23 protein-coding genes are annotated in these 21,122 nt (G+C 71.8%); 9 read left to right on the top strand and 14 right to left on the bottom strand.

The genetic code is table 11. The annotated features are described in order from the left end of the window. Positions 1 to 268: 268 nt before the first annotated feature. Genes GA0070622_RS13970 through GA0070622_RS13960 form a run of 3 tightly spaced genes read left to right on the top strand, consistent with a single transcriptional unit; the run spans position 269 to position 1,970 of the window. Positions 269 to 904 carry a hypothetical protein gene (locus GA0070622_RS13970; RefSeq protein ID WP_245666260.1) on the top strand — a complete coding sequence of 212 codons (636 nt, stop codon included), beginning with the start codon at positions 269 to 271 and terminating at the stop codon, positions 902 to 904. Next, entirely contained in the window at positions 901 to 1,341 is a 441-nt protein-coding gene (locus GA0070622_RS13965; RefSeq protein ID WP_091573690.1) for a phage holin family protein, read from the top strand. Before GA0070622_RS13970 ends, GA0070622_RS13965 begins: the two co-directional genes overlap by 4 nt. Further along, positions 1,338 to 1,970 (top strand): DUF3618 domain-containing protein, encoded by a 633-nt coding sequence (locus GA0070622_RS13960; RefSeq protein WP_091573689.1) that lies wholly within the window; start codon positions 1,338 to 1,340, stop codon positions 1,968 to 1,970. Before GA0070622_RS13965 ends, GA0070622_RS13960 begins: the two co-directional genes overlap by 4 nt. 241 nt (positions 1,971 to 2,211) lie before the next feature. Here the strand turns inward: GA0070622_RS13960 and GA0070622_RS13955 are convergent, their stop codons facing one another. The 8 genes from GA0070622_RS13955 to GA0070622_RS13920 form a co-directional block, all read right to left on the bottom strand. Beyond that, a complete protein-coding gene (locus tag GA0070622_RS13955; RefSeq protein WP_091573688.1) occupies positions 2,212 to 2,502 on the bottom strand; it encodes a PRC-barrel domain-containing protein in 291 nt (96 codons plus the stop codon). Continuing rightward, positions 2,492 to 2,866 carry a hypothetical protein gene (locus tag GA0070622_RS13950; protein WP_091573687.1) on the bottom strand — a complete coding sequence of 125 codons (375 nt, stop codon included), beginning with the start codon at positions 2,864 to 2,866 and terminating at the stop codon, positions 2,492 to 2,494. Before GA0070622_RS13950 ends, GA0070622_RS13955 begins: the two co-directional genes overlap by 11 nt. A 2-nt stretch (positions 2,867 to 2,868) precedes the next feature. Further along, on the bottom strand, positions 2,869 to 4,098 hold the full coding sequence (locus GA0070622_RS13945) for an NRAMP family divalent metal transporter (protein ID WP_091573686.1): 1,230 nt from the start codon (positions 4,096 to 4,098) through the stop codon (positions 2,869 to 2,871). A 19-nt stretch (positions 4,099 to 4,117) separates the two neighbouring features. Beyond that, complete coding sequence (locus tag GA0070622_RS13940) at positions 4,118 to 4,576, bottom strand: hypothetical protein (RefSeq protein WP_091573685.1); 459 nt, start codon at positions 4,574 to 4,576, stop codon at positions 4,118 to 4,120. Between the two features lie 639 nt (positions 4,577 to 5,215). Continuing rightward, on the bottom strand, positions 5,216 to 6,025 hold the full coding sequence (locus GA0070622_RS13935) for an RNA polymerase sigma factor SigF (RefSeq protein WP_091573684.1): 810 nt from the start codon (positions 6,023 to 6,025) through the stop codon (positions 5,216 to 5,218). Between the two features lie 559 nt (positions 6,026 to 6,584). Beyond that, complete coding sequence (locus tag GA0070622_RS13930; protein WP_245666258.1) at positions 6,585 to 7,355, bottom strand: ABC transporter permease; 771 nt, start codon at positions 7,353 to 7,355, stop codon at positions 6,585 to 6,587. A gap of 159 nt (positions 7,356 to 7,514) precedes the next feature. Then, entirely contained in the window at positions 7,515 to 8,729 is a 1,215-nt protein-coding gene (locus GA0070622_RS13925) for an MFS transporter (RefSeq protein WP_141684566.1), read from the bottom strand. A gap of 370 nt (positions 8,730 to 9,099) precedes the next feature. After that, entirely contained in the window at positions 9,100 to 10,638 is a 1,539-nt protein-coding gene (locus GA0070622_RS13920; RefSeq protein ID WP_176710476.1) for a glycosyltransferase family 39 protein, read from the bottom strand. A 307-nt stretch (positions 10,639 to 10,945) separates the two neighbouring features. Here GA0070622_RS13920 and GA0070622_RS13915 point away from each other — a divergent pair, with 307 nt between their 5' ends. Next, positions 10,946 to 11,554 (top strand): flavodoxin family protein, encoded by a 609-nt coding sequence (locus GA0070622_RS13915; protein ID WP_091573680.1) that lies wholly within the window; start codon positions 10,946 to 10,948, stop codon positions 11,552 to 11,554. A 137-nt stretch (positions 11,555 to 11,691) separates the two neighbouring features. Here GA0070622_RS13915 and GA0070622_RS13910 read toward each other — a convergent pair whose 3' ends face one another. Continuing rightward, positions 11,692 to 12,144 carry a hypothetical protein gene (locus GA0070622_RS13910; protein ID WP_091573679.1) on the bottom strand — a complete coding sequence of 151 codons (453 nt, stop codon included), beginning with the start codon at positions 12,142 to 12,144 and terminating at the stop codon, positions 11,692 to 11,694. Positions 12,145 to 12,484: 340 nt separating this feature from the next. Here GA0070622_RS13910 and GA0070622_RS13905 point away from each other — a divergent pair, with 340 nt between their 5' ends. From GA0070622_RS13905 to GA0070622_RS13895, 3 genes are all read left to right on the top strand, one after another. Further along, positions 12,485 to 12,964, top strand: a complete 480-nt coding sequence (locus GA0070622_RS13905) for a hypothetical protein (RefSeq protein ID WP_091573678.1) — start codon at positions 12,485 to 12,487, stop codon at positions 12,962 to 12,964. Further along, entirely contained in the window at positions 12,961 to 13,269 is a 309-nt protein-coding gene (locus GA0070622_RS13900) for a winged helix-turn-helix domain-containing protein (protein WP_091573677.1), read from the top strand. The genes GA0070622_RS13905 and GA0070622_RS13900 overlap by 4 nt, the downstream gene beginning before the upstream one ends. Before the next feature lie 199 nt (positions 13,270 to 13,468). Beyond that, positions 13,469 to 15,163: a DUF1996 domain-containing protein gene (locus GA0070622_RS13895; RefSeq protein WP_245666256.1), complete on the top strand. Its 1,695-nt coding sequence runs from the start codon at positions 13,469 to 13,471 to the stop codon at positions 15,161 to 15,163. Between the two features lie 44 nt (positions 15,164 to 15,207). Here the strand turns inward: GA0070622_RS13895 and GA0070622_RS13890 are convergent, their stop codons facing one another. Further along, a complete protein-coding gene (locus GA0070622_RS13890; RefSeq protein ID WP_091573675.1) occupies positions 15,208 to 15,846 on the bottom strand; it encodes a TetR/AcrR family transcriptional regulator in 639 nt (212 codons plus the stop codon). Between the two features lie 91 nt (positions 15,847 to 15,937). Between GA0070622_RS13890 and GA0070622_RS13885 the strand changes: the two genes are divergently transcribed. Further along, on the top strand, positions 15,938 to 16,438 hold the full coding sequence (locus tag GA0070622_RS13885; RefSeq protein ID WP_091573674.1) for a peroxiredoxin family protein: 501 nt from the start codon (positions 15,938 to 15,940) through the stop codon (positions 16,436 to 16,438). Between the two features lie 83 nt (positions 16,439 to 16,521). Here GA0070622_RS13885 and GA0070622_RS13880 read toward each other — a convergent pair whose 3' ends face one another. The 4 genes from GA0070622_RS13880 to GA0070622_RS13865 are packed head-to-tail and all read right to left on the bottom strand — an operon-like array spanning position 16,522 to position 19,363. Beyond that, a complete protein-coding gene (locus GA0070622_RS13880; RefSeq protein ID WP_091573673.1) occupies positions 16,522 to 16,959 on the bottom strand; it encodes a hypothetical protein in 438 nt (145 codons plus the stop codon). A gap of 36 nt (positions 16,960 to 16,995) precedes the next feature. Then, the gene (locus GA0070622_RS13875; protein WP_141684565.1) at positions 16,996 to 17,427 is read right to left on the bottom strand and encodes a hypothetical protein; all 432 of its coding nucleotides are present in this window, start codon (positions 17,425 to 17,427) and stop codon (positions 16,996 to 16,998) included. Continuing rightward, positions 17,424 to 18,710 carry a molybdopterin-dependent oxidoreductase gene (locus tag GA0070622_RS13870; protein ID WP_091573671.1) on the bottom strand — a complete coding sequence of 429 codons (1,287 nt, stop codon included), beginning with the start codon at positions 18,708 to 18,710 and terminating at the stop codon, positions 17,424 to 17,426. The genes GA0070622_RS13875 and GA0070622_RS13870 overlap by 4 nt, the downstream gene beginning before the upstream one ends. Next, positions 18,683 to 19,363, bottom strand: a complete 681-nt coding sequence (locus GA0070622_RS13865) for a class I SAM-dependent methyltransferase (RefSeq protein WP_091577355.1) — start codon at positions 19,361 to 19,363, stop codon at positions 18,683 to 18,685. The genes GA0070622_RS13870 and GA0070622_RS13865 overlap by 28 nt, the downstream gene beginning before the upstream one ends. Positions 19,364 to 19,602: 239 nt before the next feature. Here GA0070622_RS13865 and GA0070622_RS13860 point away from each other — a divergent pair, with 239 nt between their 5' ends. Then, positions 19,603 to 21,057 carry a hypothetical protein gene (locus GA0070622_RS13860; protein ID WP_425412764.1) on the top strand — a complete coding sequence of 485 codons (1,455 nt, stop codon included), beginning with the start codon at positions 19,603 to 19,605 and terminating at the stop codon, positions 21,055 to 21,057. Positions 21,058 to 21,122 lie beyond the last annotated feature (65 nt).

Genomic DNA, 21,122 nt, shown 5'->3' with positions numbered 1-21,122 from the left:
AGAGCGCCGTATGGATGGAGTGGGGGTAGCGACTCACGGGGACGGCAGGAGCTGCCGGACAACCTCTCGTCGTGGTGGCGCTGAGCCCCCTCGCTGGCCGCTGCGAAGCGGCGGCACTCGTCAATGCCAACGAGGAGAACGGCTGCGAGGTCCCGCCATTGATGAGCATGGTTTCCGCAGTTCGCGGGTAGGACGGTTGTCACGCGGAAAGCAATTTGCGTGACCCCCGGAAGACAACCGCTAGGAACGCACGAGCGGAAGGGACACCATGACTCACGATCTTTCCCCCACGTCCGCCACGTACGAGTCGACGAACGGCGGCGGCGTGCGCGACCAGGCCCGGCAGGTCGGCTCCGACGCCGCAGGCGCCGGTGGCGCGGCCGCGCAGACCGCCAAGCAGCAGGGTCAGGAGGTGGTGGGCGAGGCCAAGCGGCAGGTCCGCGACCTCTACGGCGAGGCCCGCAACCAGGTCACCTCCCAGGCCGGTCAGCAGCAGCAGCGCGCCGCCAGCGGCCTGCGGTCGCTGGCCGACGAGATGCGCTCGATGGCGCAGCAGGGCGGCGGCTCCGGCCCGGTCACCGAGCTGGCCCACCAGGCGGCCGAGCGGGTGCACGGCGTGGCCGGCTGGCTGGAGCAGCGCGAGCCGTGCGACCTGCTCCACGAGGTGAAGAGCTACGCCCGCCGCAACCCCGGCACGTTCCTGGTCGGCGCCGCGTTGCTCGGCGTGGTCGCGGGCCGGCTCACCCGGAACATCGCCGCCGTCGGCAACGACGACGGTGGCGTGCGGCCGGCGTACGACCAGGACCGCACCGCGGTCCTACCGACGACTCCGGTGATGCCCGTGCAGACCCCGCCGAGCCCTGTCGCGGGCGGAAATGTCGTACCGAGCGGGCCGACGGCATGAGCGCGTCGATCCAGGATCCCGGCGGGCGCCATCACAGCGCGGACGAGGTGCGGGGCAGCTCGATCGGTGAGCTGATGAGCCAGGTCACCGGCGACCTGTCCACGCTGATGCGGCAGGAGGTCGAGCTGGCCAAGGCCGAGATCCGCCAGGAGGGCAAGAAGGCGGGCAAGGCCGCCGGCTTCTACGGCGGCGCCGGCTTCGGCGGCTACATGGTGGCGCTCTTCGTCTCCATCGCGGTGTGGCAGTTCCTCGACAACGTCATGGACTCCGGCCTGGCCGCGCTCATCGTGGCCGTGATCTGGGCCGTCGTCGCCGCCGTCCTCTACTCGAAGGCGAAGCGGAACGCCGAGCAGATCCGTGGCCTGAAGCAGACCAACGACACCGTGCAGCGCATCCCCGACGCACTCAAGCCGCACCCGGAGGGAGTCACCCGATGAGCACCGATCCCGACCAGATCCGCCGGGAGATCGAAGCCACCCGCAACAACCTCAGCTCGGACGTGGACGCCCTGGCGTACAAGGTCAGCCCGGGCCGCATCGTCGACGACCGCAAGCAGCGCGTGCGCAGCGCGCTGACGAACGTGAAGGACAAGGTGATGGGAACCGCTTCCGACCTCGGCCACAGCACCGGCCACGCCGCCCACTCGGTGGGCGACCACGCCTCCTCGACGGCGTCCACGGTGGGCGACAAGGCCCACTCCGCCGCCTCCGCGGTGAGCGACGCAGCGCACCGCGCGCCCCACGTGGTGCGGCAGAAGTCCGAGGGCAACCCGATCGCCGCCGGCGTGATCGCCTTCGGCGTGGGCATGCTGGTCTCCTCGCTCATCCCGGCCACCCGGCGGGAGCAGCAGCTCGCCGCGCAGGTCAAGGAGAAGGCGACCGAGCACGGCGGCGTGGTCAAGGAGAAGCTCGGCGAGGTCGCCGGGGAGCTCAGGGAGGAACTGCGCGAGCCGGCGCAGCACGCCGCCGAGTCGGTGCGGTCCACCGCGCAGGAGGCCGCCCAGGCGGTCAAGGACGACGCCCAGGCTGCCGCTCACGACGTCAGGGACAGCGCTCAGCACCGATGATGCGCGACTCGTCGCCCGGCTCGCAGCCGCCTGCGTCACGATCGCTTGTGCGCGGTGGCTGCGAGCCGGTGGCGACCCGCGGCAGTGGAACCGAGCCGAGGGAAACCTGAGGCGCTCAGCGCCCTCGGACCAGCAGGACGGCATTCTCGACGGCGTCAGCACCGATTTCGTGTGCGAATGACCGTGCTCTGCGCCGACTGCACGGCGCTGTGGCCCTTGGCTCAGGTTCGGGCGCATCCGATCAGTCTTCCGCGAACCGCACCTGCGACCATGGAACGCGTTTCACGTGGCGTCGCAGGACGCGTCGGGCGAGGACCTCGATGATCCAGGGCCCGCGAACCTCATCCCGTTCGTAACCGAGCAGCCGTCCCCACGGACCGGCCGTGGCCAGTACCGCCGTGACCTCCAGGTGGCCGCGCTCATGGCCGTCCGCGACGATGTCAACGATGTGTCCACGTGGGCGGCCGGAGCCGTCGATGATGTTGCGGCCGAGAAGGTCGCTGGCTCGGAGCGTGTCTTGGTCACTGGCCATCGGAGGCTCCCGGGATGCGGCCGACGAGGTGATCGTTGAGCCAGCTCTCGAGCGCCGGCTCGGGCAGCAGATCTCGGCGGACTGTCAGGTGAACGGCGGACGCGACGCGCTCGACGAGGTTGTAGCCGATGCGGCGAGGTCCACGCCGGTGCATGTCGAGGCGGGCCGCGGTGGCGGCGATCCATCGACCGAGGGTGCCACCGAAGCGGGCACCCAGGGCCTGCTGCCCGGTCAGCAGTGCCGATATGATCAGTGTCCCGTCCGGGCGGCGTCGTAGTTCGACGTCGTCAACCTTGCCGACGGGGATGCCGTCGCAGTCGACGATCTGCCGGTCGAGCAGGTCGAATCCGATGAGCAGGGGCATGCTCAGCCTCCCATACCGGTCATGACCATCAGCGGAATGGCCGCCACCGCGGCGGCGGCGACGACCACGAGGTAGACGACGCCGAGGGTGTTGGCGAACGGTCCGTTGACCCGATCCCCCAGGTAGCCGCGGTCGTTGGCGATGATCAGGATCGGAAGATACGTCAACGGCAGCACGACCGCGCTGAAGATCAGCATGTATTCGGTGAGTTGGATCGGGTCGATGGTGCTCAGCAGCGCGGCGACGGCGAGCAGGATGCTGATCAGCACGACCGTGTGGAAGCGCGCGGCCTGTCGAGGGCGTAGCGCCTTCCCCCACGACCAGCCGAAGTACTGGGCCACCGCGTACCCGGCCGACAGACTCGTCTCCATCGCCGCCCCGAACGTGGCGGCGAAGACACCGAGGATGATCAGACCGAGGCCGACCTGGCCGAAGGCCAGCCCGGCGGGCAACACGGCCTGGCCGAGGGTGTCCACCGACACCTGGAGTGGATGGAAGACGATCGCCGAGGTGGCGAGGAAACCGAAGGCGAGCAGGCCGCCGAGGGGAAAGCCGAGGAAGACGTTGATCCTGGAAAGGGTCAGATCCCTCGGGGTCCAGCGTTCCTCCACCCCGCCGGAGGAAAAGAAGAACACCTCGTAAGGGGTCATCGCGGAGGCGAAGAGTGCGACCGCGAGGAACCAGTAGGTCGGCCAGTTCTCGCCAGGCGGCGGTGACGTCGAGATCGTCTGCGCGCGTAGCGTGTCGAACGGCGGGTGCAGCCAGAAGATGCCCACCACGAGAATCACCAGAGCGAGTCCGCCCAGGCCGAAGATCCGCTCGAGCGTCTCGAACCTCACCCGCCAGAGAGCCAGCCACAGCACCAGCGCGACGGCGGGGACCCACAGCAGGTACGGGGCACCGCTGATCAGTTGCAACGCCAGCGCGACGCCGCCGATCTCGGCCGCGAGCGTCAACAGCGTGATCAGGTACGAACCCAGCAGGTTGACCAGCGCCGCCCGGGGCCCTAGACGCTCCCTGATCAGGTCGAAGACCGGCCGGGTGCTGACCACGGTCACCCGGCCGGCCATCTCGGCGTACACGCAGATGCCGATCACTCCCACGATCAGCACCCAGGTGTGGGCCAGCCCGAAGCGGCTGCCCGCCTCGGAGGTGGAGACGATGTCGCCGATGTCGACGAAGCCGCCGATGGCGGTGAGGATGCCCAGCGTGATAGCCAGCAGCTTCTTCATCGAGGCGGCGTCCGGAGGGTCACCGATGCTCCTCGATGAAGATGGACAGGGCCTCGGCCACCGGCGCGAGAGCGTCCACCGCCCGGCGCAGCGCCGTCGCATCCTCGGCGTCGATGGCCTCCTCCGCCTCGGTCATGCGCTCGTCAGCCGTCGACATCAGCGGCGTCAGCTCGTCGCGCATGGCCGTCGTCCGCTCGTCTGGGGGCGTCTCGCCGGCCATCTTCTTGGCCGCGCCCGCGAAAGCATCGCGGGCGTCGTCGAGGACACTCGACACGTAGGGCGACCACAGTCGATCCTGCGACGCAGCGCTACCAACCATCCGGGTGGTGGCTACCGCGTGCAAGGTCGACTGAGCGGCCTGCACCGCCACCCTGCGGTAGTCGTGGAAGTCGGTGGGCTTCGTCGTCAGGTAGCCCGCTGCGCCCCACCCGCCAGCCACCAGCGTCGCGACGACGGCCGCCCACGCGCGTGCTCGCAATCGTCCTCCTCAGCCACACGCCCGTCGACAGCAGGCTACTGCAAGCGCCGGTCATCGGCGCGTTGCGCAACCACCCTGCCCGTTCAACGGTGAGCGCCTCATGACAGGTGCGGCGACGCACGGCGTGCCCCCGTGGTCACCATTAGGGTTCCGACCGACCGACCGACCGACCGTCAGTCAGGAGCCAGTCCGCGCTCGGGCCTGTTCGCCCGAGCAGGCGCTACCGCCATGCCCGCCCGACGCCGCATCGCCATGGACGATTCGCTATCCGGAGCCGAGCACTTACTGGTCGATGTCAGTCGGCTCGGCCCAACCGCAGCGTCTCGTTCCCTCGAGGATGTTGAAGCGGGGCCATGCCTGCACGAAGTCTCGATGCGAGCAGACACGACCCTGCTACCCCCCGGTGCGACTGGCCACCCTACCGCATGATCATCTCACGTGGCGAGCCATGTGCTCCGGAATCAGCCGGGCGACGCCGCTCGTGGCGCCACAATTCGGTGAAGGCCTCGTGCGCGCCCGCCTCAGGAGCATGGAACGAGCCGCAGGCTGAACCAGCGTGCGGCTCGTTCGTCTCTGGGATGGTCGGAGCGGTCGTCTCCGCGACGGTCATGGCGGAAGTAGCCTAGGGCTGACGGCGGGTCAGGCCTCGGTGAGCTGGCCCCGCAGCTTGGTCAGGGCGCGGGCGAGCAGCCGCGACACGTGCATCTGGGACACACCGACCCGGGCGGCGATCTCGCTCTGGGTCAGGTTGCCGTAGAAGCGCAGCGTGAGGATCTTCTGCTCGCGCTCGTCGAGCGTGGCCAGCGCCGGGCCCAGCGAGGCACGCAGCTCGGCCAGCTCGTACTCGTTGTCCTCGGTGCCGAGCGTGTCGCCCAGCTCGGTGGCGCTGTCGCCGTCGCCGATCGGAGCGGACAGCGACACCGCGTTATACGCCTGAGCGCCCTCGATACCCTCCAGCACCTCTTCCTCGGTGACGTCGAGGTGGGTGGCGATGTCGGCCACGGTCGGGGCCCGGTTGAGGGTCTGGGTCAGCGTGCTGTTCGCCTCGGAGATGCGCAGCCGCAGCTCCTGGAGGCGACGCGGAACCCGGATGTTCCAGGTGCGGTCGCGGAAGTGCCGCTTGATCTCGCCGAGGATGGTCGGGATGGCGAAGCCGGCGAAGTCGACCCCGCGGGAGGCGTCGAACCGGTCGACCGCCTTGATCAGGCCGAGCGCCGCGGTCTGGGCCAGGTCGCCGGCCGGCTCGCCGCGACCGCTGTAGCGGGCGGCCAGGTGGTTCGCCAGCGGCAGCCACGCCTCGATGACCTGATTACGCAGGCTCGCCCGCTGCGGGTGGCCCGCGGGCAGGGCGGCCAGCGCCCCGATCAGCTCGCTGGCGCGGGACTCCTCACCGGTCTGCGGCGCGCGGCGCATCCCAGCGGCGGACGGTGCCATGGTCATCGTGGTCATGCTGCCCTCCCACCTCGCTGGACCGGCGCCGACTCGATCGCACCGATCGTGGCGAAACTCTAGACGACAAGGCACACAATAATCAACCGAACGGACGATAGATTCACGGCCCGCTGTGGCGCCAACGACAAGTCCGCTCCAGAAAGGCTCGCGCGGTGCTGGCCATCGCGCGGACGCCGACCGCCGCAGGCAGGTTCAGTCAGGGCGGCGCGGATCTGTTCGGCGGGTGTGTTCACTCGGCCTCGGCGGGCTGCCGCGGCGCGCCGTCAACGCGGATTCGGCGTCGAGCGGGTGCGCCAGCCACTCTTGATCACGCTGCCGTTGACACCCCTCGCCCTCAGCGATCGTCGTCGAGGCCCGCGTGCTCACCGAGGTCGCCGACTCCGCCGTCCTATTCGAGGTGCGGGACGTCGACCCGTGCGGCTCTTGATCGGTGCTGGGTTCAGGTGGCCGTGGCACCAACTCGACGACCAGATCGATGCGGTCCTGACCGGCTTGCGGGCGCCGAACCTTGTGCAGGGCGACTGCGCCTCCACGGTAGACGCCCTGGTGACGACCCTCAGTCACTACGACGGCGTCGGGTGATCGCCTGCGGCCGTAGTTGTCCTCGGGCCATCACCTCGATGGTGAGCACGATGGCGGTGGCTTCGACGGCGAGAAGGCCGACGAGGACGAACAGTTGGGTGATCCCCGCCGTCAGCGGGCTGGCGCCGCCGAGGAGAACACCGACGAAGGCGCCGGGGAGGGTCACGAGGCCGACGGTGCGGGTCTGGTCGAGGGCGGGGACGAGGGCCTGGCTCGCGGCGGGGCGGCAGACGAGCAACCGGGCGTCCCGGGGAGGCAGGCCCAGCGCGAGCGCGGCTTCGACCTCGCCGCGCCGGGCGTGCAGATCGTCGTTGAAGCGCCGCCCGGCGAGGCTGGTGGCGGTCATGGCGCCGCCGGTCAGGATGCCGGCGATCGGGATGATCGCAATACCGTGTGGGGGCACCAGGCCCGCCAGGAGCAGCGCGGCGACGACGGTCAGGCTGGCGGTGGCGATCGGGACTCCCGCCCACCATCCGTGCGGCCCGCCGGTGATCCGCCGGCCGGAGGTGCCCGCGGCGACCACGCTCATGAGCAGCACGAACACCCCGGTGGCCCACAGCGAGCCGACGATAGCGGTGATCACCAATGACACGGCGGCCAGTTGCAGCGCGGCCCGGACGGCGGCGACGGCGATCTGCCGGCCGTGCCCGAGCCGTCCGACGGTGGCGACAGTGGCCGCGGCTGCGGTCATCAGCGCCAGCGCGATGGCGAGTTTCGGCCCGAGCACCAGCATTGTCGAGGTCACCCGGCCAGTGTCGCCTCAGGGCCGATGGCGACCACGCAGAGGGCGCAGAGGCGGTCGATAGCAGCGTTGGTCGACCGTTTCCATCAACGACCGCCCAGTTGGTCAGCCATGACCGGTCACTGTGCCGGTTGGGGGATCGTCGGACGCTGCGGGGCAGCCCTACAGATGGCGTCGTCCGGTGACGGCGGTGATCACGGCGACGATCCCGGCGGCGGTGGCGGCCCACAGTGCGGCGTGCGAGCCGAAGCGGTCGATGAGGGCGCCGCCGAGTGGCGCGCCCATGGCTATGCCGGCGAAGATGGTCACTCCTAGCCAGGTGTAGGCCTCGGTCACCGCGTGTGCCGGCACCACCGCGGCGACCAACGCGTTGCCGGTGATCAGGGTGGGCGCGTTCGCCGCACCGGCGATAGCCAGCGCGACAGTCGTGCCGGTGAGCGAGCCGGAGCAGGCCGCGACCAGGACCGTGCCGGCGGCCATCGCGGCCACGCCCGTGCCGAATCGACGTACGGGTGGGGTCTGCCAGGTGCGGCTGCCGTAGACGACGCCGGCGGCGAGGCTGCCAGCGGCCCAGAGGGCCAGCATCGCCCCGGACACACCGGGGCGGTCGAGTTCACGGGTCAGCGCGACCACGCCGACCTCGACGAACCCGAACAGGGCGCCGATGCCCAGGAACACCCCGATGAGCACCCGCAGGCCGGCATGAGCCGTGGCCCGCGACCGATGCTCCGGACGCCCGTACGGCAGGACGGCCGGTTCGGTGGCGCGTTGTGCCAGGAACGCGGCGCAACCGAACGCCACCAGGGCGGCGGCGATGAGCAGCCCGGCCGCCGGGGCGATGGCGGTGGTGGCGGCCACGACCAGCACTGGGCCGATCACGAACACCGCCTCCTCGATCAGTGACTCGACCGCGAGGGCCGTGGCCAGCCGCCGGTCACCGGCCAGCAACGCCGTCCACCGGGCCCGCGCGAAGGCGCCGATCTGCGGCAGGGACACCCCGACCAGCACCCCGAGCGGCACCAACGCCAGCGCTCCGACGTGCCGATGGGCGGCGGCGACCAGGACGCACAGCGCCGCGACGTTGACGACCGCCTGCGGGCCGAGGACGCGGGTCTGCCCGAGGCGGTCGGCAAGCCGGCTGACCTGAGGCGCAAGCAACCCCTGCGACAGGGAGACGGCACCCGCGACCGCCCCGGCCACGGTGTACGAACTGCCGAGTGCGGTGATCATCACGACGGCGCCCAGGCCGACCATCGCCTGCGGCAGCCGGGCCACCGCTCCGACCGAGCTGAACGCCGCCGCGCCAGGTACCGACCACACCTGGCGGTACGGCGCCCACCACCGCCCCCGCCGGGAACCGGGCTTCACCGCTGCCATCTGCACCCTGGGGTCACACCTGCCGACCGTACGGCACGCACCGATCATGTTGCGCCGAGCGGCGAGGCACCGCACCGCCTCCGGCCCTGGCGACCGCATTGACCGCCGGTCGTCGTGAGGCCACCGAGTGGCATCGGGGGCGGAGCCCGGAAAACTCCCGGCCGACCGGAGGATCAGCACAGAAGCGAGCGCTGGCTGCAAGGCCGGGTGCACTGCCTGTCCGACGTCGACGACACGTCCGTCCGGCACGCGCGCCCGCCGCTTCACGACGCCCTCCGGGCCTGCTCGATCGGACGACGGCCGCGACGCGGACGGTTGGCCTCCGCGGACTCTCAGGCAGAAGGGCCGGGCCGGACGCCGCACGGCGTCCTCAGTCGTAGTGCTGGAACCGCGGCCACAACGCCGACCACGTCTGCAGAGGGCCCCGGCAGACGGTGACGGGCCGGTCCTGTTCCTCGTTGTCGATGTCCAGTCCGTGGTCGAGTCGTGCGGCGATCTGGCAGGAGGCGAACCAATCGCGGACCTCACTGCCGTCCTCGCCGAGCCCCACCAGAATCACCACGTCGCTGCCCTCGGGTGGGGAGGCGATGCGGTGCAGCTCGTTCTGGCCGCTGTACAACCGCTCGATGGGCAGTCCGAGCGCGGGTCCGTAGCGGTGGATGGCGCCGTGTTCGCCGTAGTTTCCGGTGATCAGCACCGCCCGCGCCGCGTCGCCGGCGGGTAGTGCGGCGAACACGTCGGCGACCTGCCGGGTGTAGGCGGGCCAGCCGATCTGGTCCCGGGTGCCCTGGTTCAGCTCCGCCAGGCCGACGCGTTCCTGCGTCGCCAGGGGGAACACCGGCAGCGCGAATGCGGCCGCGGCGGCGACGTTCACCACCACGGCCACCGACAGCGCCGCCCGGCGTGGCGCGGTCGTCATCCACGGTTCGGTGGCCGCCGCGCCGACGGCGTAGATCGTCAGTACCAGGCCGACGGTGTAGTAGGGCTGCGCGGCCAGCACGAACAGGGCCACCACCAGGAAGCTGTACCCGAGCGCCATGGCCCGCACCGGCCGCAGGGTGGGCCGGCGCGCGAGCGAGACCAGGCCGGCGGCGAGCACCGGAAGCAGGGGCAGGCCGACGACCACGAGTTGCACCGGCACCAGCAGCACCCGGGCCTCATCACCCTTGTGCTCCCGCAGCGCGTCCGCCATCTCCAGTTGCGGTAGCTCGTTGGCGACCTGGTAGACGAGGTTCGGCGAACCGACCAGCACCGCCACCAGCACTCCGGCCCACAGCCATCGGCACCTCAGCACCGGACGTGGTCCGACGACGGCCACCGCGACCAGCAGCACAGCCACCAGCAGGACGATCAGCAGCTTGAACCACAGCCCGACCCCGACGGCGAGACCCGCGGCAAGCCACCAGCGAGGCTGACCGCGCAGCAGCGCCCGCATCGCGAACAACAGCACCAGCAACCAGACCACCATGTCGACCGTGGCGGTGATGAGGATGTGCCCGAACAACAACGGGAACGTGCCGGCCGCGCCGCACGCGGCGAGGCTCTGGCCCCACCGGTGGGCGCCGGCCTCCCGGGCGATCAGCGCGAGGAGTGCGGCGACACTGATCCCGGCGAGCACCGCCGGCACGCGCAGCCCCCACACCGAGTCACCGAAAACCTCCACCGCGGCGCGGGTGAGCATCGGCGTGCCGGGCGGCTGATCCGCATAGCCCCAGGCAGGATGAAACCCGAGGAACCGGAAGTACAACTCGTCACGGTGATAGCCGTAGCGCGAGGCTGTTCCGGCCAGCAACGCCGCCAACGCGACAACGACGGCCACGACCGGGCCGACAGCGAGAGCCGGCACCGAGGTACGCGGGCGCACCTCCACCGGCCCAGGCCGGGGACTGCGCGTTGCGGGCGGCGTCACGACGGTGAATGTACACAGCGTCGACCAACCGCAACATCGCATCCGCGGCCACCCGAGGCGCCAATCGGCTGGATCAGCCGGCCCGGGGCTTCGTGACGACTTTCCTGGCGGCGACCGACCGGCCAGGGATGAGCCCGAGCACCACGCAGCGTCGGGGTGTCGGATGCCGGAGCACCTCCGGCGCCTTTGTACCGCGAGCTTCGACGACGACCCTCACGCGCTGCGGACCGGGACAAACGAGCGCGCCCGATTGATCCTCACCGGATAGGGGTAGGACATGTGCTATCCCACCCGAGAGGACTCCACTGTGCCCACGCTGCGCGCTCTGGTGCTGTGCTGCACCCTGAAGCCGTCTCCTGCCCCGTCCAGCGCCGAGTTGCTCGGCCGTGAGGTGCTGACCGCGCTGAGCGATCATGACGTCGACGGTGAGGTGGTCCGCGTCGTCGACCACGACGTGCGGTTCGGTGTCTCGACCGACGAGGGCGACGGCGACCAGTGGCCGACGATCCGGGAGAAGCTGCTCGCGGCGCAGGTGCTCGTCATCGCCACGCCGATCTGGCTGGGACAGCCCTCCAGCGTGTGCAAGATGGTCCTGGAGCGCCTCGACGCGGAGCTGTCCGAGACCGACGCGCAGGGACGCCTGCGCACCTTCGGCAAGGTCGCCGCGGTCGCGGTGGTCGGCAACGAGGACGGCGCCCACCACGTGACCGCCGAGGTGCTGCAGGCACTCAACGACGTCGGCTTCACCGTCGCCGCCTCCGCGTCCACCTACTGGGTGGGTGAGGCCATGGGCAAGACCGACTACGCCGACGCCGGACCGAAGCCCGACACCACCGGCGCCGCGACGAAGGCCCTCGCCGCCAACACCGCACACCTGGCCCGGCTGTTGGCGGGGCACCCCTACCCGGCGTCCTGACCCACCTCGGGCAGGGCGGCACCGCCGCGCCCGATGCACAGCGGTGCGGCGCCCGCTCGGGTGTCCTCCGGCTGCGGAGGCGGCCGTGCCGCCCGCGCTCGCCGATCACCTCGGCAGGCGGGTGCGAGCGGCGAGAGTCAGCGTCGCGCCCCGCTGATCCGGCCGAGGATCAGGCCCGTCGCCTGGGCCTGCACGTACTTGTCGACGAGATCGACCGCCCAGTCCTGGGCGCTCCACCGACGCGGCTGGTAGAGCCCGAGTGCGGTGTTCAGCACGACGTCCCCTACGTAGACCACGGCGAACACGGCGTGCACGGCACGTTGCCTCCGTACACCGGCTGCCAACGCGGCGGCGAACGCCGCTCCCCACATCCCGCCCAGCGCGAAGTGGGCCACCCAGTTCAACCCTCTGCGCCCGCGCTCGCCCGTCTCCGGCACGGGAAGCACCCGCTCGACGAGGTTGGCCGGGGCGAAGCTGTCGCCGCGGCCGGTCAGCGGCATCTCGACAAGCCGTTGAAAGGCGGTCATGACCACCGTTCCGGCGAGACCGGACACCACCGCACGGCCCCACATCCCGGTGCTGCCGTCCATGACTCGTCCGGCCTCCCCCGTGAATTGGCGTCACGACCGCAACGCGGCGCCGCCCGAACACACCGCTTCCGCCATCCTCCAGGCTAGATCAGGCAACTACCGCCCGTACGCCAGACCGAACCATCCGCGTCCGGACATCAACCGGTCCGTCACCGTCGCCCGCACCTGCCGCCAACCGCGACTCAAGCGCAAGGGAGCACCGCAGCCCCGCAGGTGCGGGTGCCCCGTGGTGAGAGCGCACGTCGCGTCCGCCGCTCCGGCGATATGCCCCTTGCCAGGCGTGATCCCGGGGCTTACTTTCTCACTTGGAAAGTGTTATCTGCCCGAGCAAGGAGAAGTGATGACCGAGCCCGCCGCCTCGCACTCGGCCGCCGCCGACGCTCTCGTCGAGATCCGCACCCGCCGCGCCCAGGCCATCGACGCCACCCTGGTTCCCGGCTGGTACTGGCCCGCTGTGGGCGGGCTGACGGTCGTCTTCACCGCCGCCGTGGAGGGCGGGCGGCCGTGGTTGGTGGCCGTGGGTTCGGTCGCGTTCGCGCTGGGCCTGGCCGTCGTCGTGGGCCGGGTGGCGCTGCGGCAGCGGGTTCAGATCCGTAACAGCCTGCTCGGGGTACGCGGCCTCGTCACGATCCTCGTCTGGGTATTGGGGCTGGTGGCTACCGGGCTCGTAGTCGGGTACGCGGCCGCGTCGACGGGCCTGGGGCTGCCGGCGACGGTCGGCGCGGCGGCCACGGCGGGCGCGATGACCGCCACCGGCCCGTGGCTGATGCGGCACCTGCGCACCGTCATGGCGACCCGACCCCTCGGCGCCCGGCGGTGACGGCGCCCCGATTCGACGAGCTGATCCACGCGCCGACCCGGCTGTCGCTGGTCAGCCTGCTGGCCGCGAGCGACTGGGCTGACTTCCGATACCTGCGCGAGCAGCTCGCCATGTCCGACTCGGCGCTGTCCAAGCAGCTCAGCACCCTGGAGCAGGCGGGCTACGTCGAGGTGCGCAAGAGCTTCGTGGGTAAGCGGCCGCGCACTTCCGTGCGGCTGGGACGGGCCGGCCGGCACGCCTTCGACGGGCACGTCGCGGCCTTGCAGGAGATCGTCGCGCGGGCCGGCGGCAGCCTGCGCTCGTAGAACCGCACAGCCGGTAGCTTCCTGTCGGATGCGACCACCGCAAGTTCTTACCAGTCGGTGACCGACGCTCCGCGACCCGTCTCCGTCGTCGCGCTTCCCGTACCGCTCAACGACCAGCGCCGATCCGTGCGGGGCTGGACGAGCGGAAGGAAAGCCCATGAACGGCATAAGGCGACACGGTAGGCGGCGGGCGGCGCAGGTGGTTGCGGCCGTCACGGCGGTGGCGGCCGCCGGCGTACTCACGGCGACGTTCGTCTCCGGTGGTGGCCGAGGTGCGGCGTCGGCGGAGACGAGCCTGGCGGACTTCGTGCCCATCGAGAAGGTCGCCGTCACCCTCGCACCACCCCGACCCGGTACGGCGGCATCGGCGGGTGTCTTCACCGTCGACTGCGGCACCAACCGCATCGGTAAGTTCAGCCCGGACAATCCGGTCGCCCAGCCAGGAGTCAAGAACGGGGCGGAGCACGTGCACGACTTCGTGGGCAACCTCGCCATCGACGCGGACACCCCGGATGCGGCGTTGGCCGCAGCGGGCACCACCTGCCGCAACGGTGACCGGTCGTCGTACTTCTGGCCCGTGGTGCGCATCGACCGGACGGTGCGGGCCGACGCCGAGGTGGCCGCGGCGCTGCGCATGGTGCAGCCGACGGTGTCCTGCCCCCGGGTCGCCGATCGCCTGCCCGCACTGCCCGCGTCGGCCAGGATCGCCGTGGACCGCGACCTGGCCGCCCTCGATCGACAGCTCGTCACCGCGGCGAACGAGATGCGCGCCAGCAGAGGACGCATCGACCAGCGCCTCAACGCCTCAGTCCTAGGGCGGCTGCGCACCGAGCGCGCCCTGGTCATCAGACGGATCTCCAGAACGGTGAACGAGACGGGAGGCCGCCCCGGCGAACTCGTCTCGCTGGTGGACTGCGAGATCAGCTACGACGGGCTGCACACCGGCCACCCCGCCACGGGCAGCGGCGCCAGCCCCACCGTCACCTGCCCGACGGTCCGCGACAAGCTGGCGGCGGTGCCGACGTCGGCGCTCGACGAGGTGAACCGCAACCTGGACCTACTCGAGCGGCAGATCGCCGAGGCGAACGAGCGGCTGTCCCGCGCGCAGGGCAACGGCGACCCGACCTTCACCCGTAACGCCATCGTCGAACCGCTCACGCACGAGCGGGCCGCCACACTCGACCGGATCTCCATCGCCGTCGGCCGCGCCGGACTCCGTCCGACAGGGCTCGGCACCCTCGCCGCCTGCACCCTCGATCGCCGCGCCGCCGCCGGACGGCAGGACAGCGGCAACAACCCCGGGATCGGCGACGACGGCGCGCTGCCCGTACCGCAGGGCCCGAACCTGGAGTTGCCCAACAACACCGGTCGCATCGTGCAACCGTCGCAGGTGCTGATCGAGTACCGCGGCAATCCGGCCACGAAGGTGACGGCCATGCCCCGATTCCTGCGCGCGCTGACCGGTGACGCCAAACCGACCAGCCGCGGCCCGGCCAACGCTCGCGCCACCTGGACCTGCTCCGGCTTCACCGACCGCCTCTCCGACAAGTATCCGATCTGCCCGAGAAGCAGCCGGGTGATGCGGGTGCAGGACTTCCCCGGCTGCTGGAACGGCCGCGACACCGACAGCGAGAACCACCGGACCCACCTGGCCTTCGCCGACCCCGAGACCGGCGCCTGCCCACCGGCGTTCGTCGCCATCCCCCAGCTCAGGATCAGCATCTCCTACGACATCCCGCGCCACATCCAACTCAAGGGCCAGTACGCCCTCGACTCGTTCCCCGAGGAGAACCACAACCCCTTCTCCGACCACAACGACTTCGTCAACGTCAACAGCGACAAGCAGATGCGGAAGATCGTCTCCTGTGTCAACGCGGGACGCCGCTGCACCTGAACGGAGGGTTGCCGGCCCGGCGGAGCATCGACCCGCCGGGCCGCTCACCCGGGTCGCGGACCCTCGGCGACGGGCGCGAGAGCGCCGATGTGGGCAATGGCGACATCGAGTGCCCGGGCCAGCGGCCGGACGCTCCGCCGGGTCTTCGCCAGGAGCAGACCACCCTGCAGGGCAGCGACGAGAACCTCGGCGAGCATCTCCGGGTTCGCGTCCGACACCAGCCGCCCGGCGACCCGCATCTTCGTCAGTCCGGCGGCCAACTGGGCCTCCCACCGCGCGAAGGAGGTGCCCAGGACTGCTCGGGTCGCCTCGTCGCGGTCGGCCAGCTCGTTGGCCAGCGAGCCGAGCGGGCACCCGCCGACAGGCCCACCCGCTTCCACCGTCGCGACGACGAGGTTCCGCCATCGACGCAGTCCCGCCATCGAGTCGATGGCCTCCAGCGCGTCCCGCTGGCCGGCGAGAATCCGACCGGTCTGGCGCTCGATCACCGCACGGAGCAGGTCATCCTTGTCGGCGAAGTAGTGGTAGAGCTGAGACTTGCTGACCGCCGCTCCGGCCATCACCTCGTCCAGGCTGGTGCCGGCGGCACCCTGGGCGAACACTAGGGCGGCGGTCACGTCCACGATCCGCTCCCGGGTCCGCGCGCCCCGGGCGGTGAGCTTGGCCCGACCCGACACCGTCATGGCACAGAGGCTAGCCTAACTGGACTTGCCAGTCCAGTTTCTGCGGGGTTGACTCGTCGGTGAACCAGTATCGACCGGCAAGGAGACGACCGTGGCGCGACTCGACAACGGCCAGAGCTTTCCCACCCTCCAGGTGCCCCGCACCGGCGGCGGCACCCTGCGGCTGCCCGACGAACTCGCCGGGCACTACGGCGTTGTCCTGATCTACCGAGGCGCCTGGTGCCCCTACTGCAACGCCCAACTCGCGGCGTTCCAGCGCGCCGCCGACACCCTCGCCGCGCTCGACGTGCGCGTGGCGGCACTCTCCGTCGACGACGAACCCACCACCCAGGCTCTGGTCGACAAGCACCACCTCGCCTACCCCGTCGGCCACAGCGCCGACGCCACGCACGTCGCGACGGCGACCGGTGCCTACGTCAACGACGAGCCTCGTCACCTCCAGTCGACGGGATTCGTCCTCGCCCCGGACGGCACGATCCTCACCGCCGTGTACTCCAGCGGCGCCATCGGCCGACTCGTGCCCGACGACGTCGCCGGGCTGGTCCGCTACCTCCGCAGCAAGAACGGGGACGGGTCCACCGCACAAGCGTAAGGAGGCGGAAGGGCCACCCGAGCGAGCGAACGGGCCGACATCCGGTCATGCCCGGCATCCGTACCGCCCCGCCGTCGCAGCCCTCACCACGGCCACCCGCGCCGCCTGCGGCGGCACGCGCCGCCCGCCGGCTCGGCGAGCACGACCGCCGGGCCGAGCGCGGCGGCGCGGCCGACACCCGCGGCTACCATCGCACCGACGGCGGGCGGCGGCACGAACGAGGCGGTGGTGCCGCAGGCGCTCTCACGCACCGCCGGGACGATCGACGGCGGCACCTCAGGCCCGTACCGGCTTGCCGGTAAGCTGGCCGTGTCGTGGTTCTGGGCGGCCTGGGCACCCGGTGCCGCGCGGTGGCCGGCGAGGTCGCCGCGGTGCAGCGGGACACCGCCGGCCTGATCAGCGTGGTCGGGGTCGCCGGGCTCGGCAGCGGTGACGAGGCGATGCGACGGTTCGCGAAACAGAACGGGATCGAGCGCTTCCTCAACCTGGCCGACGACGACGGGCAGGTGTGGCGCCGGCACGGTCGGGCCGTCGCTCGCCCGACGGCGGTCGGTGAGTCACTCCTCCTGCCCGCGGGTGCGCCGGCGGCGTCGGCTGACCTGCCGCAGCGCGGAGGCCGCGAGTGTGGCCGACCACACCACCAGCAGGGCGATGCCGAGACCTCGGCCGTAGCCCAGCGGCAGCGCCGAGGGGGTGTCCGGCCGGCGGCCGTATCCGAGGACCAGGGGCATCGCCACGACGAGGACCGCCGCGGTGACGAACCCCGCGAACCGGATCGGTCCGCGGATCCGGTCGGGCGAGAACCGGGCGACCAGCGCTCCCAGCACGATGGCCACGGGCAGTACCACCGCGTCGTGCGCAGCCACCAGGCCCGCCAGGAACAGCAACTGCCCCAGAGGGTCGGCGTCCCGGTCGGTCACGACGCGGAGCAGCGCATACGCGGAAATCAGCGTGCCCACCGTGACCAGAGCGACCCTCGTCCCTCTCACGGACGCTCCTCGAAGCTGATCCGGCCGACCCACTTGGTCTGCGCCACGCCGGGGCGGTTCGGCGCGATCAGCCGGCAGGGGTAACCGTGATCGGGGTGCAGCGGTTCGCCGTGCAGCCGCACGGCCAGCAGGGTGAGCGGGTCGTCGAGGTGCGGACCGGCCACGACCGATGACCTACGCCGGCCGGTCCGCTGCAACGACTCGACCGTCGCCTCGGCGTGCCGGGCGTCGACGCCGACGAGCGCGGCGAGGTCCCGCAGCCGCACCCCCGTCCAGGTCGCGTCGGCGCTCCACCCCTCCACGCAGGCGATCGGCAGGCGCACGGTGTGCTGGCGCAGCGCGTTCAACTCCGCCAGGGACAACCGAACGCTGCGGGCGGGACCGACGAGCTCCAACGTGTACGACGCGTCGGCGGCCGCTCCGGCCACTCCCGCGGCGAGGGCGCTGGTGTTGACCGGCAACCGCTGCGGCCCGATCCGGGGTCGCCGTGGTGCGAGCACCGAGATCGCGGACAGCGGAGCGACGGTCTGCCCGACCGTGCTCAGCGTGATGACCCCGGCCGCCGCGGCGACCGCGCCGAGCAGATCCCGCCGCGTCGCACCGCCCGCGGCCGGGACCCCATCCACCGCCGTCGTCAGCTCGGCGGCACGGTGACCGCGCAGGGCGTCCCGGATCACCGGCAGCTTCACGCCGACGTGGATCAGGATGGCCCCGACGGCCAGCCAGGCGGTCCAGTAGTGCGCCGCGGGAAAGTAGAACGGCATCGGCGTGTACCACAGCGACACGTTCAACACGCCGGTGACCAGCTCGAACAGCGCCGCACCAACCAGCATGGCCACGCTGATCCGTTCGACCGCGTGGGCGGCATCGCGCGCCGGTGGCCAGCGGAACAGCTCCGGGTAGACCGCCCAGAGCTTCGCCGCCAGCAACGGCACCGTGGCGAGCCCGGTCGCCACGTGCAGGCCCTGAGTGACCCGGTAGAACTGCACCGGCCGGGGGGGCCAGTCGAACCCGGCGGGCGGATGCTGGGCGAGATGGCTGAGCAGGCCGGTGGTGAAGCACACCCCGAACGCCACGGCGAGCGCCATCCCCAGGTGGGTGGAGAGCCGCGCCGACCGCGCCGGTGAACTGAAGGCGCCGTCCCGGAACGGTCCGCGCTGCCACCGGGCGGGCGGCGCCGGCAGGGGCTCGCCCAGCCACCGGCCGAACCGGCGCAGCCGCCCGCCGACGTCCCGCGCCCGAGCGCGGGTTCTTGTCAGATGCCGCTCATGCTGGCAAACCATCGCCCCGCCTCCGTCCACTGTTCCCGCACCCGCAGCCCGACGGTTCGGGCCAGAGCGGCGACGTCGTCGACTCCCACGTACGCCCAGGGGAACGGCGCGCTCGCGCGCTCTCCGTCGACGCTGAGCCGCAGGTGCCCGGCCCAGGACGGCGCTCCCGGCGGATCGAGTTCGACCAGCACCGCACCGCGCGACGCGGCCACCTGCCGACAGCGGCGCAGCAGACGTGCGGGATCACCGCCGATGCCGATGTTGCCGTCCGCCAGCAGGACCCGCGCCCAGCGGCCCTCGCCAGGAAGCGGGGCGAACACGTCGCGGCGCAGCACCGACACCTTCCGGAGCAGAGCCAGCCGGACCGCTTCGGCGCTCACGTCGATACCGAGCACCGGGTGTCCCCGGGCCGCGAGCGCGCCGGCGAGCCGGCCGGGACCGCAGCCGACGTCGAGGACCGGGCCCACGCAGCGCCGCAGCAGGCTCTCGTCCCCGTCCACCAGTCCTCCGCACCACGCTGCGGGTGCGAGGCTGCGGGACCGCCCGGCGGGGTCGGCGGCGTTCAGCACTACCGGGTTGCCGGCGGCCGCCCGTCGCAGTGCGACGCCGTAGACGTCCAGGGGTGAGCTGGCCACCGAACGGGACCGCAGCGCCGCATCGATCATGTGGGGAACGCTAACCGCAGCGGCGACGGCCAAGGCTTACGAAACGGGGACCGGTCATTACCGCACCCTTACGGGACGGCCGGCCCCGGCATGCAGCGCCCTAATGTTCACCCGATGACGCGAGTTTCTCTCGTCCGTGTCGGGGCAACCGTCCGACCGGGCGCCGGGCGCCGGGTCGACCCGACACCGGGCGAGAGCGTATCCGATCCGCTGGCGACGATCACCGCGGTCCGGCCGAGATGACCGCGCTAAGGCCTCCGGACCCCCCTCCCGGCGCCCGACAGCGGCGCGGGCACCACTCGACGCGGCCGAACCGGGGGGATCTTGTCGCGGCGGTGGGGGCGGCCGGGCTGTTCGTGGCGGCCGCCGCCGTGGGCGCGGTGCTCGGCCTGGCCGGACGGCCGGTGCGCGCGTCGGCGGCGCCGCTGTTCGGCCACCCGCTGCCGCACCTCGGCCCCGGGACACCGCTGGCGCTCGCCACCGCCGCCCTGGTGATCTGGCATGGTCCACGGCTGGCCGCCCGCCTCGGCCGGGTTCCCCTGTTCGGGCTCGCCTACCTGGCCGCGCTCGCCTGGACGTTCTCGCTGGCACTCATCGACGGTGCGCAGCGGGGCCTGACCGACCGACTGACGACCCGGCCCGAATATCTCACCGAGGTCCCCGGAGTACGCGACGTCCCGGCGATGGTGCGGGGCTTCGCCGGACGCATCCTCGACTTCCAGCCCGACTCGTGGACCACCCACGTCGCCGGTCATCCGCCCGGCGCGCTTCTGGTCTTCGTCGGCCTCGACCGGATCGGCCTGGCCGGCGGAGGCTGGGCGGCAGTGCTCTGCGTGCTGGTGGGCGCCACCGTCGCGGTGACCGTGCCGGTGACCGTCCTGCTGCTCGGCGGGGACCGGGCGGCCCGGGCCGCCGTTCCGTTCGTGGTGCTGTTTCCCGGTGCCGTGTGGATCGGTGCCTCCGCCGACGGGCTGTTCGCCGGGGTCACCTCGGCCGGGGTCGCGTTGCTCGCGTTCTCGGCACGCCGGCGCGGCGTCGTGTCGGCCGCGGCGGCGCTGGGGGCCGGTGTCGTCCTCGGCGCCGCCGTGTTCCTCTCCTACGGACTGGTGCTGACGGCACCGATCGCCCTCGCCGTCCTGGTGGTCACCCGGCGGTTCACCCCGTTGCCGTACGCCCTGGTGGGGGCCGCGGCGGTCGTCGCCGGATTCGCCGCAGCCGGCTTCTGGTGGTGGGACGGCTACCACCTCGTCGTCGAGCGGTACTACCAGGGCATCGCCAGCGACCGCCCGTACGCCTACTGGGTGTGGGCAAACCTGGCCTGCGTCGTCGCCTCGGCCGGACCGGCCGCCGCCCCGATGGCGCGGCGGGCGCTGGCCCGCGTGTCGCGAGCCGCGCGTGCGGCCGCCGGGGCGCCGTGGGCGGCCCGACCGTCTGTCCCGAGGGCCCGGATCACGCCACGTCCCACCGTGGCCGGAACGTCGTGGCTCCTGCTGCCGACGGCCGCGCTGGCGGCGATCCTGCTGGCGGACCTGTCCGGGCTGAGCAAGGCAGAGGTCGAGCGGATCTGGCTGCCGTTCACCGTCTGGCTCGTCGCGGGGGCTGCCGTGCTGCCCGGCCGACACCGGCGTGGTTGGCTCATAGTGCAGGCGACCACGGCGCTCGCCGTCAATCATCTGGTCCTCACCGTCTGGTGAGGCAGCGCGGGCCGACACCGACGACGCATGTCCGGCCATTCCCGGCGGACGCGGCGCCGGACAGC

It is taken from the genome of Micromonospora sediminicola (assembly GCF_900089585.1).
Lineage (GTDB): Bacteria > Actinomycetota > Actinomycetes > Mycobacteriales > Micromonosporaceae > Micromonospora > Micromonospora sediminicola.
This window is presented reverse-complemented; position numbering and strand designations above follow the sequence as displayed.

Excerpts from the sequence above, each read along its gene's own strand:
- GA0070622_RS13935 (WP_091573684.1), bottom strand. The coding sequence starts at position 6,025 with ATGACCACGATGACCATGGCACCGTCCGCCGCTGGGATGCGCCGCGCG.
- GA0070622_RS13950 (WP_091573687.1), bottom strand. The coding sequence starts at position 2,866 with ATGCCCCTGCTCATCGGATTCGACCTGCTCGACCGGCAGATCGTCGAC.
- GA0070622_RS13860 (WP_425412764.1), top strand. The coding sequence starts at position 19,603 with ATGACCGCGCTAAGGCCTCCGGACCCCCCTCCCGGCGCCCGACAGCGG.
- GA0070622_RS13945 (WP_091573686.1), bottom strand. The coding sequence starts at position 4,098 with ATGAAGAAGCTGCTGGCTATCACGCTGGGCATCCTCACCGCCATCGGC.
- GA0070622_RS13865 (WP_091577355.1), bottom strand. The coding sequence starts at position 19,363 with ATGATCGATGCGGCGCTGCGGTCCCGTTCGGTGGCCAGCTCACCCCTG.
- GA0070622_RS13960 (WP_091573689.1), top strand. The coding sequence starts at position 1,338 with ATGAGCACCGATCCCGACCAGATCCGCCGGGAGATCGAAGCCACCCGC.
- GA0070622_RS13970 (WP_245666260.1), top strand. The coding sequence starts at position 269 with ATGACTCACGATCTTTCCCCCACGTCCGCCACGTACGAGTCGACGAAC.
- GA0070622_RS13955 (WP_091573688.1), bottom strand. The coding sequence starts at position 2,502 with ATGGCCAGTGACCAAGACACGCTCCGAGCCAGCGACCTTCTCGGCCGC.
- GA0070622_RS13910 (WP_091573679.1), bottom strand. The coding sequence starts at position 12,144 with ATGGACGGCAGCACCGGGATGTGGGGCCGTGCGGTGGTGTCCGGTCTC.
- GA0070622_RS13870 (WP_091573671.1), bottom strand. The coding sequence starts at position 18,710 with ATGGTTTGCCAGCATGAGCGGCATCTGACAAGAACCCGCGCTCGGGCG.
- GA0070622_RS13965 (WP_091573690.1), top strand. The coding sequence starts at position 901 with ATGAGCGCGTCGATCCAGGATCCCGGCGGGCGCCATCACAGCGCGGAC.
- GA0070622_RS13905 (WP_091573678.1), top strand. The coding sequence starts at position 12,485 with ATGACCGAGCCCGCCGCCTCGCACTCGGCCGCCGCCGACGCTCTCGTC.
- GA0070622_RS13890 (WP_091573675.1), bottom strand. The coding sequence starts at position 15,846 with ATGACGGTGTCGGGTCGGGCCAAGCTCACCGCCCGGGGCGCGCGGACC.
- GA0070622_RS13925 (WP_141684566.1), bottom strand. The coding sequence starts at position 8,729 with ATGGCAGCGGTGAAGCCCGGTTCCCGGCGGGGGCGGTGGTGGGCGCCG.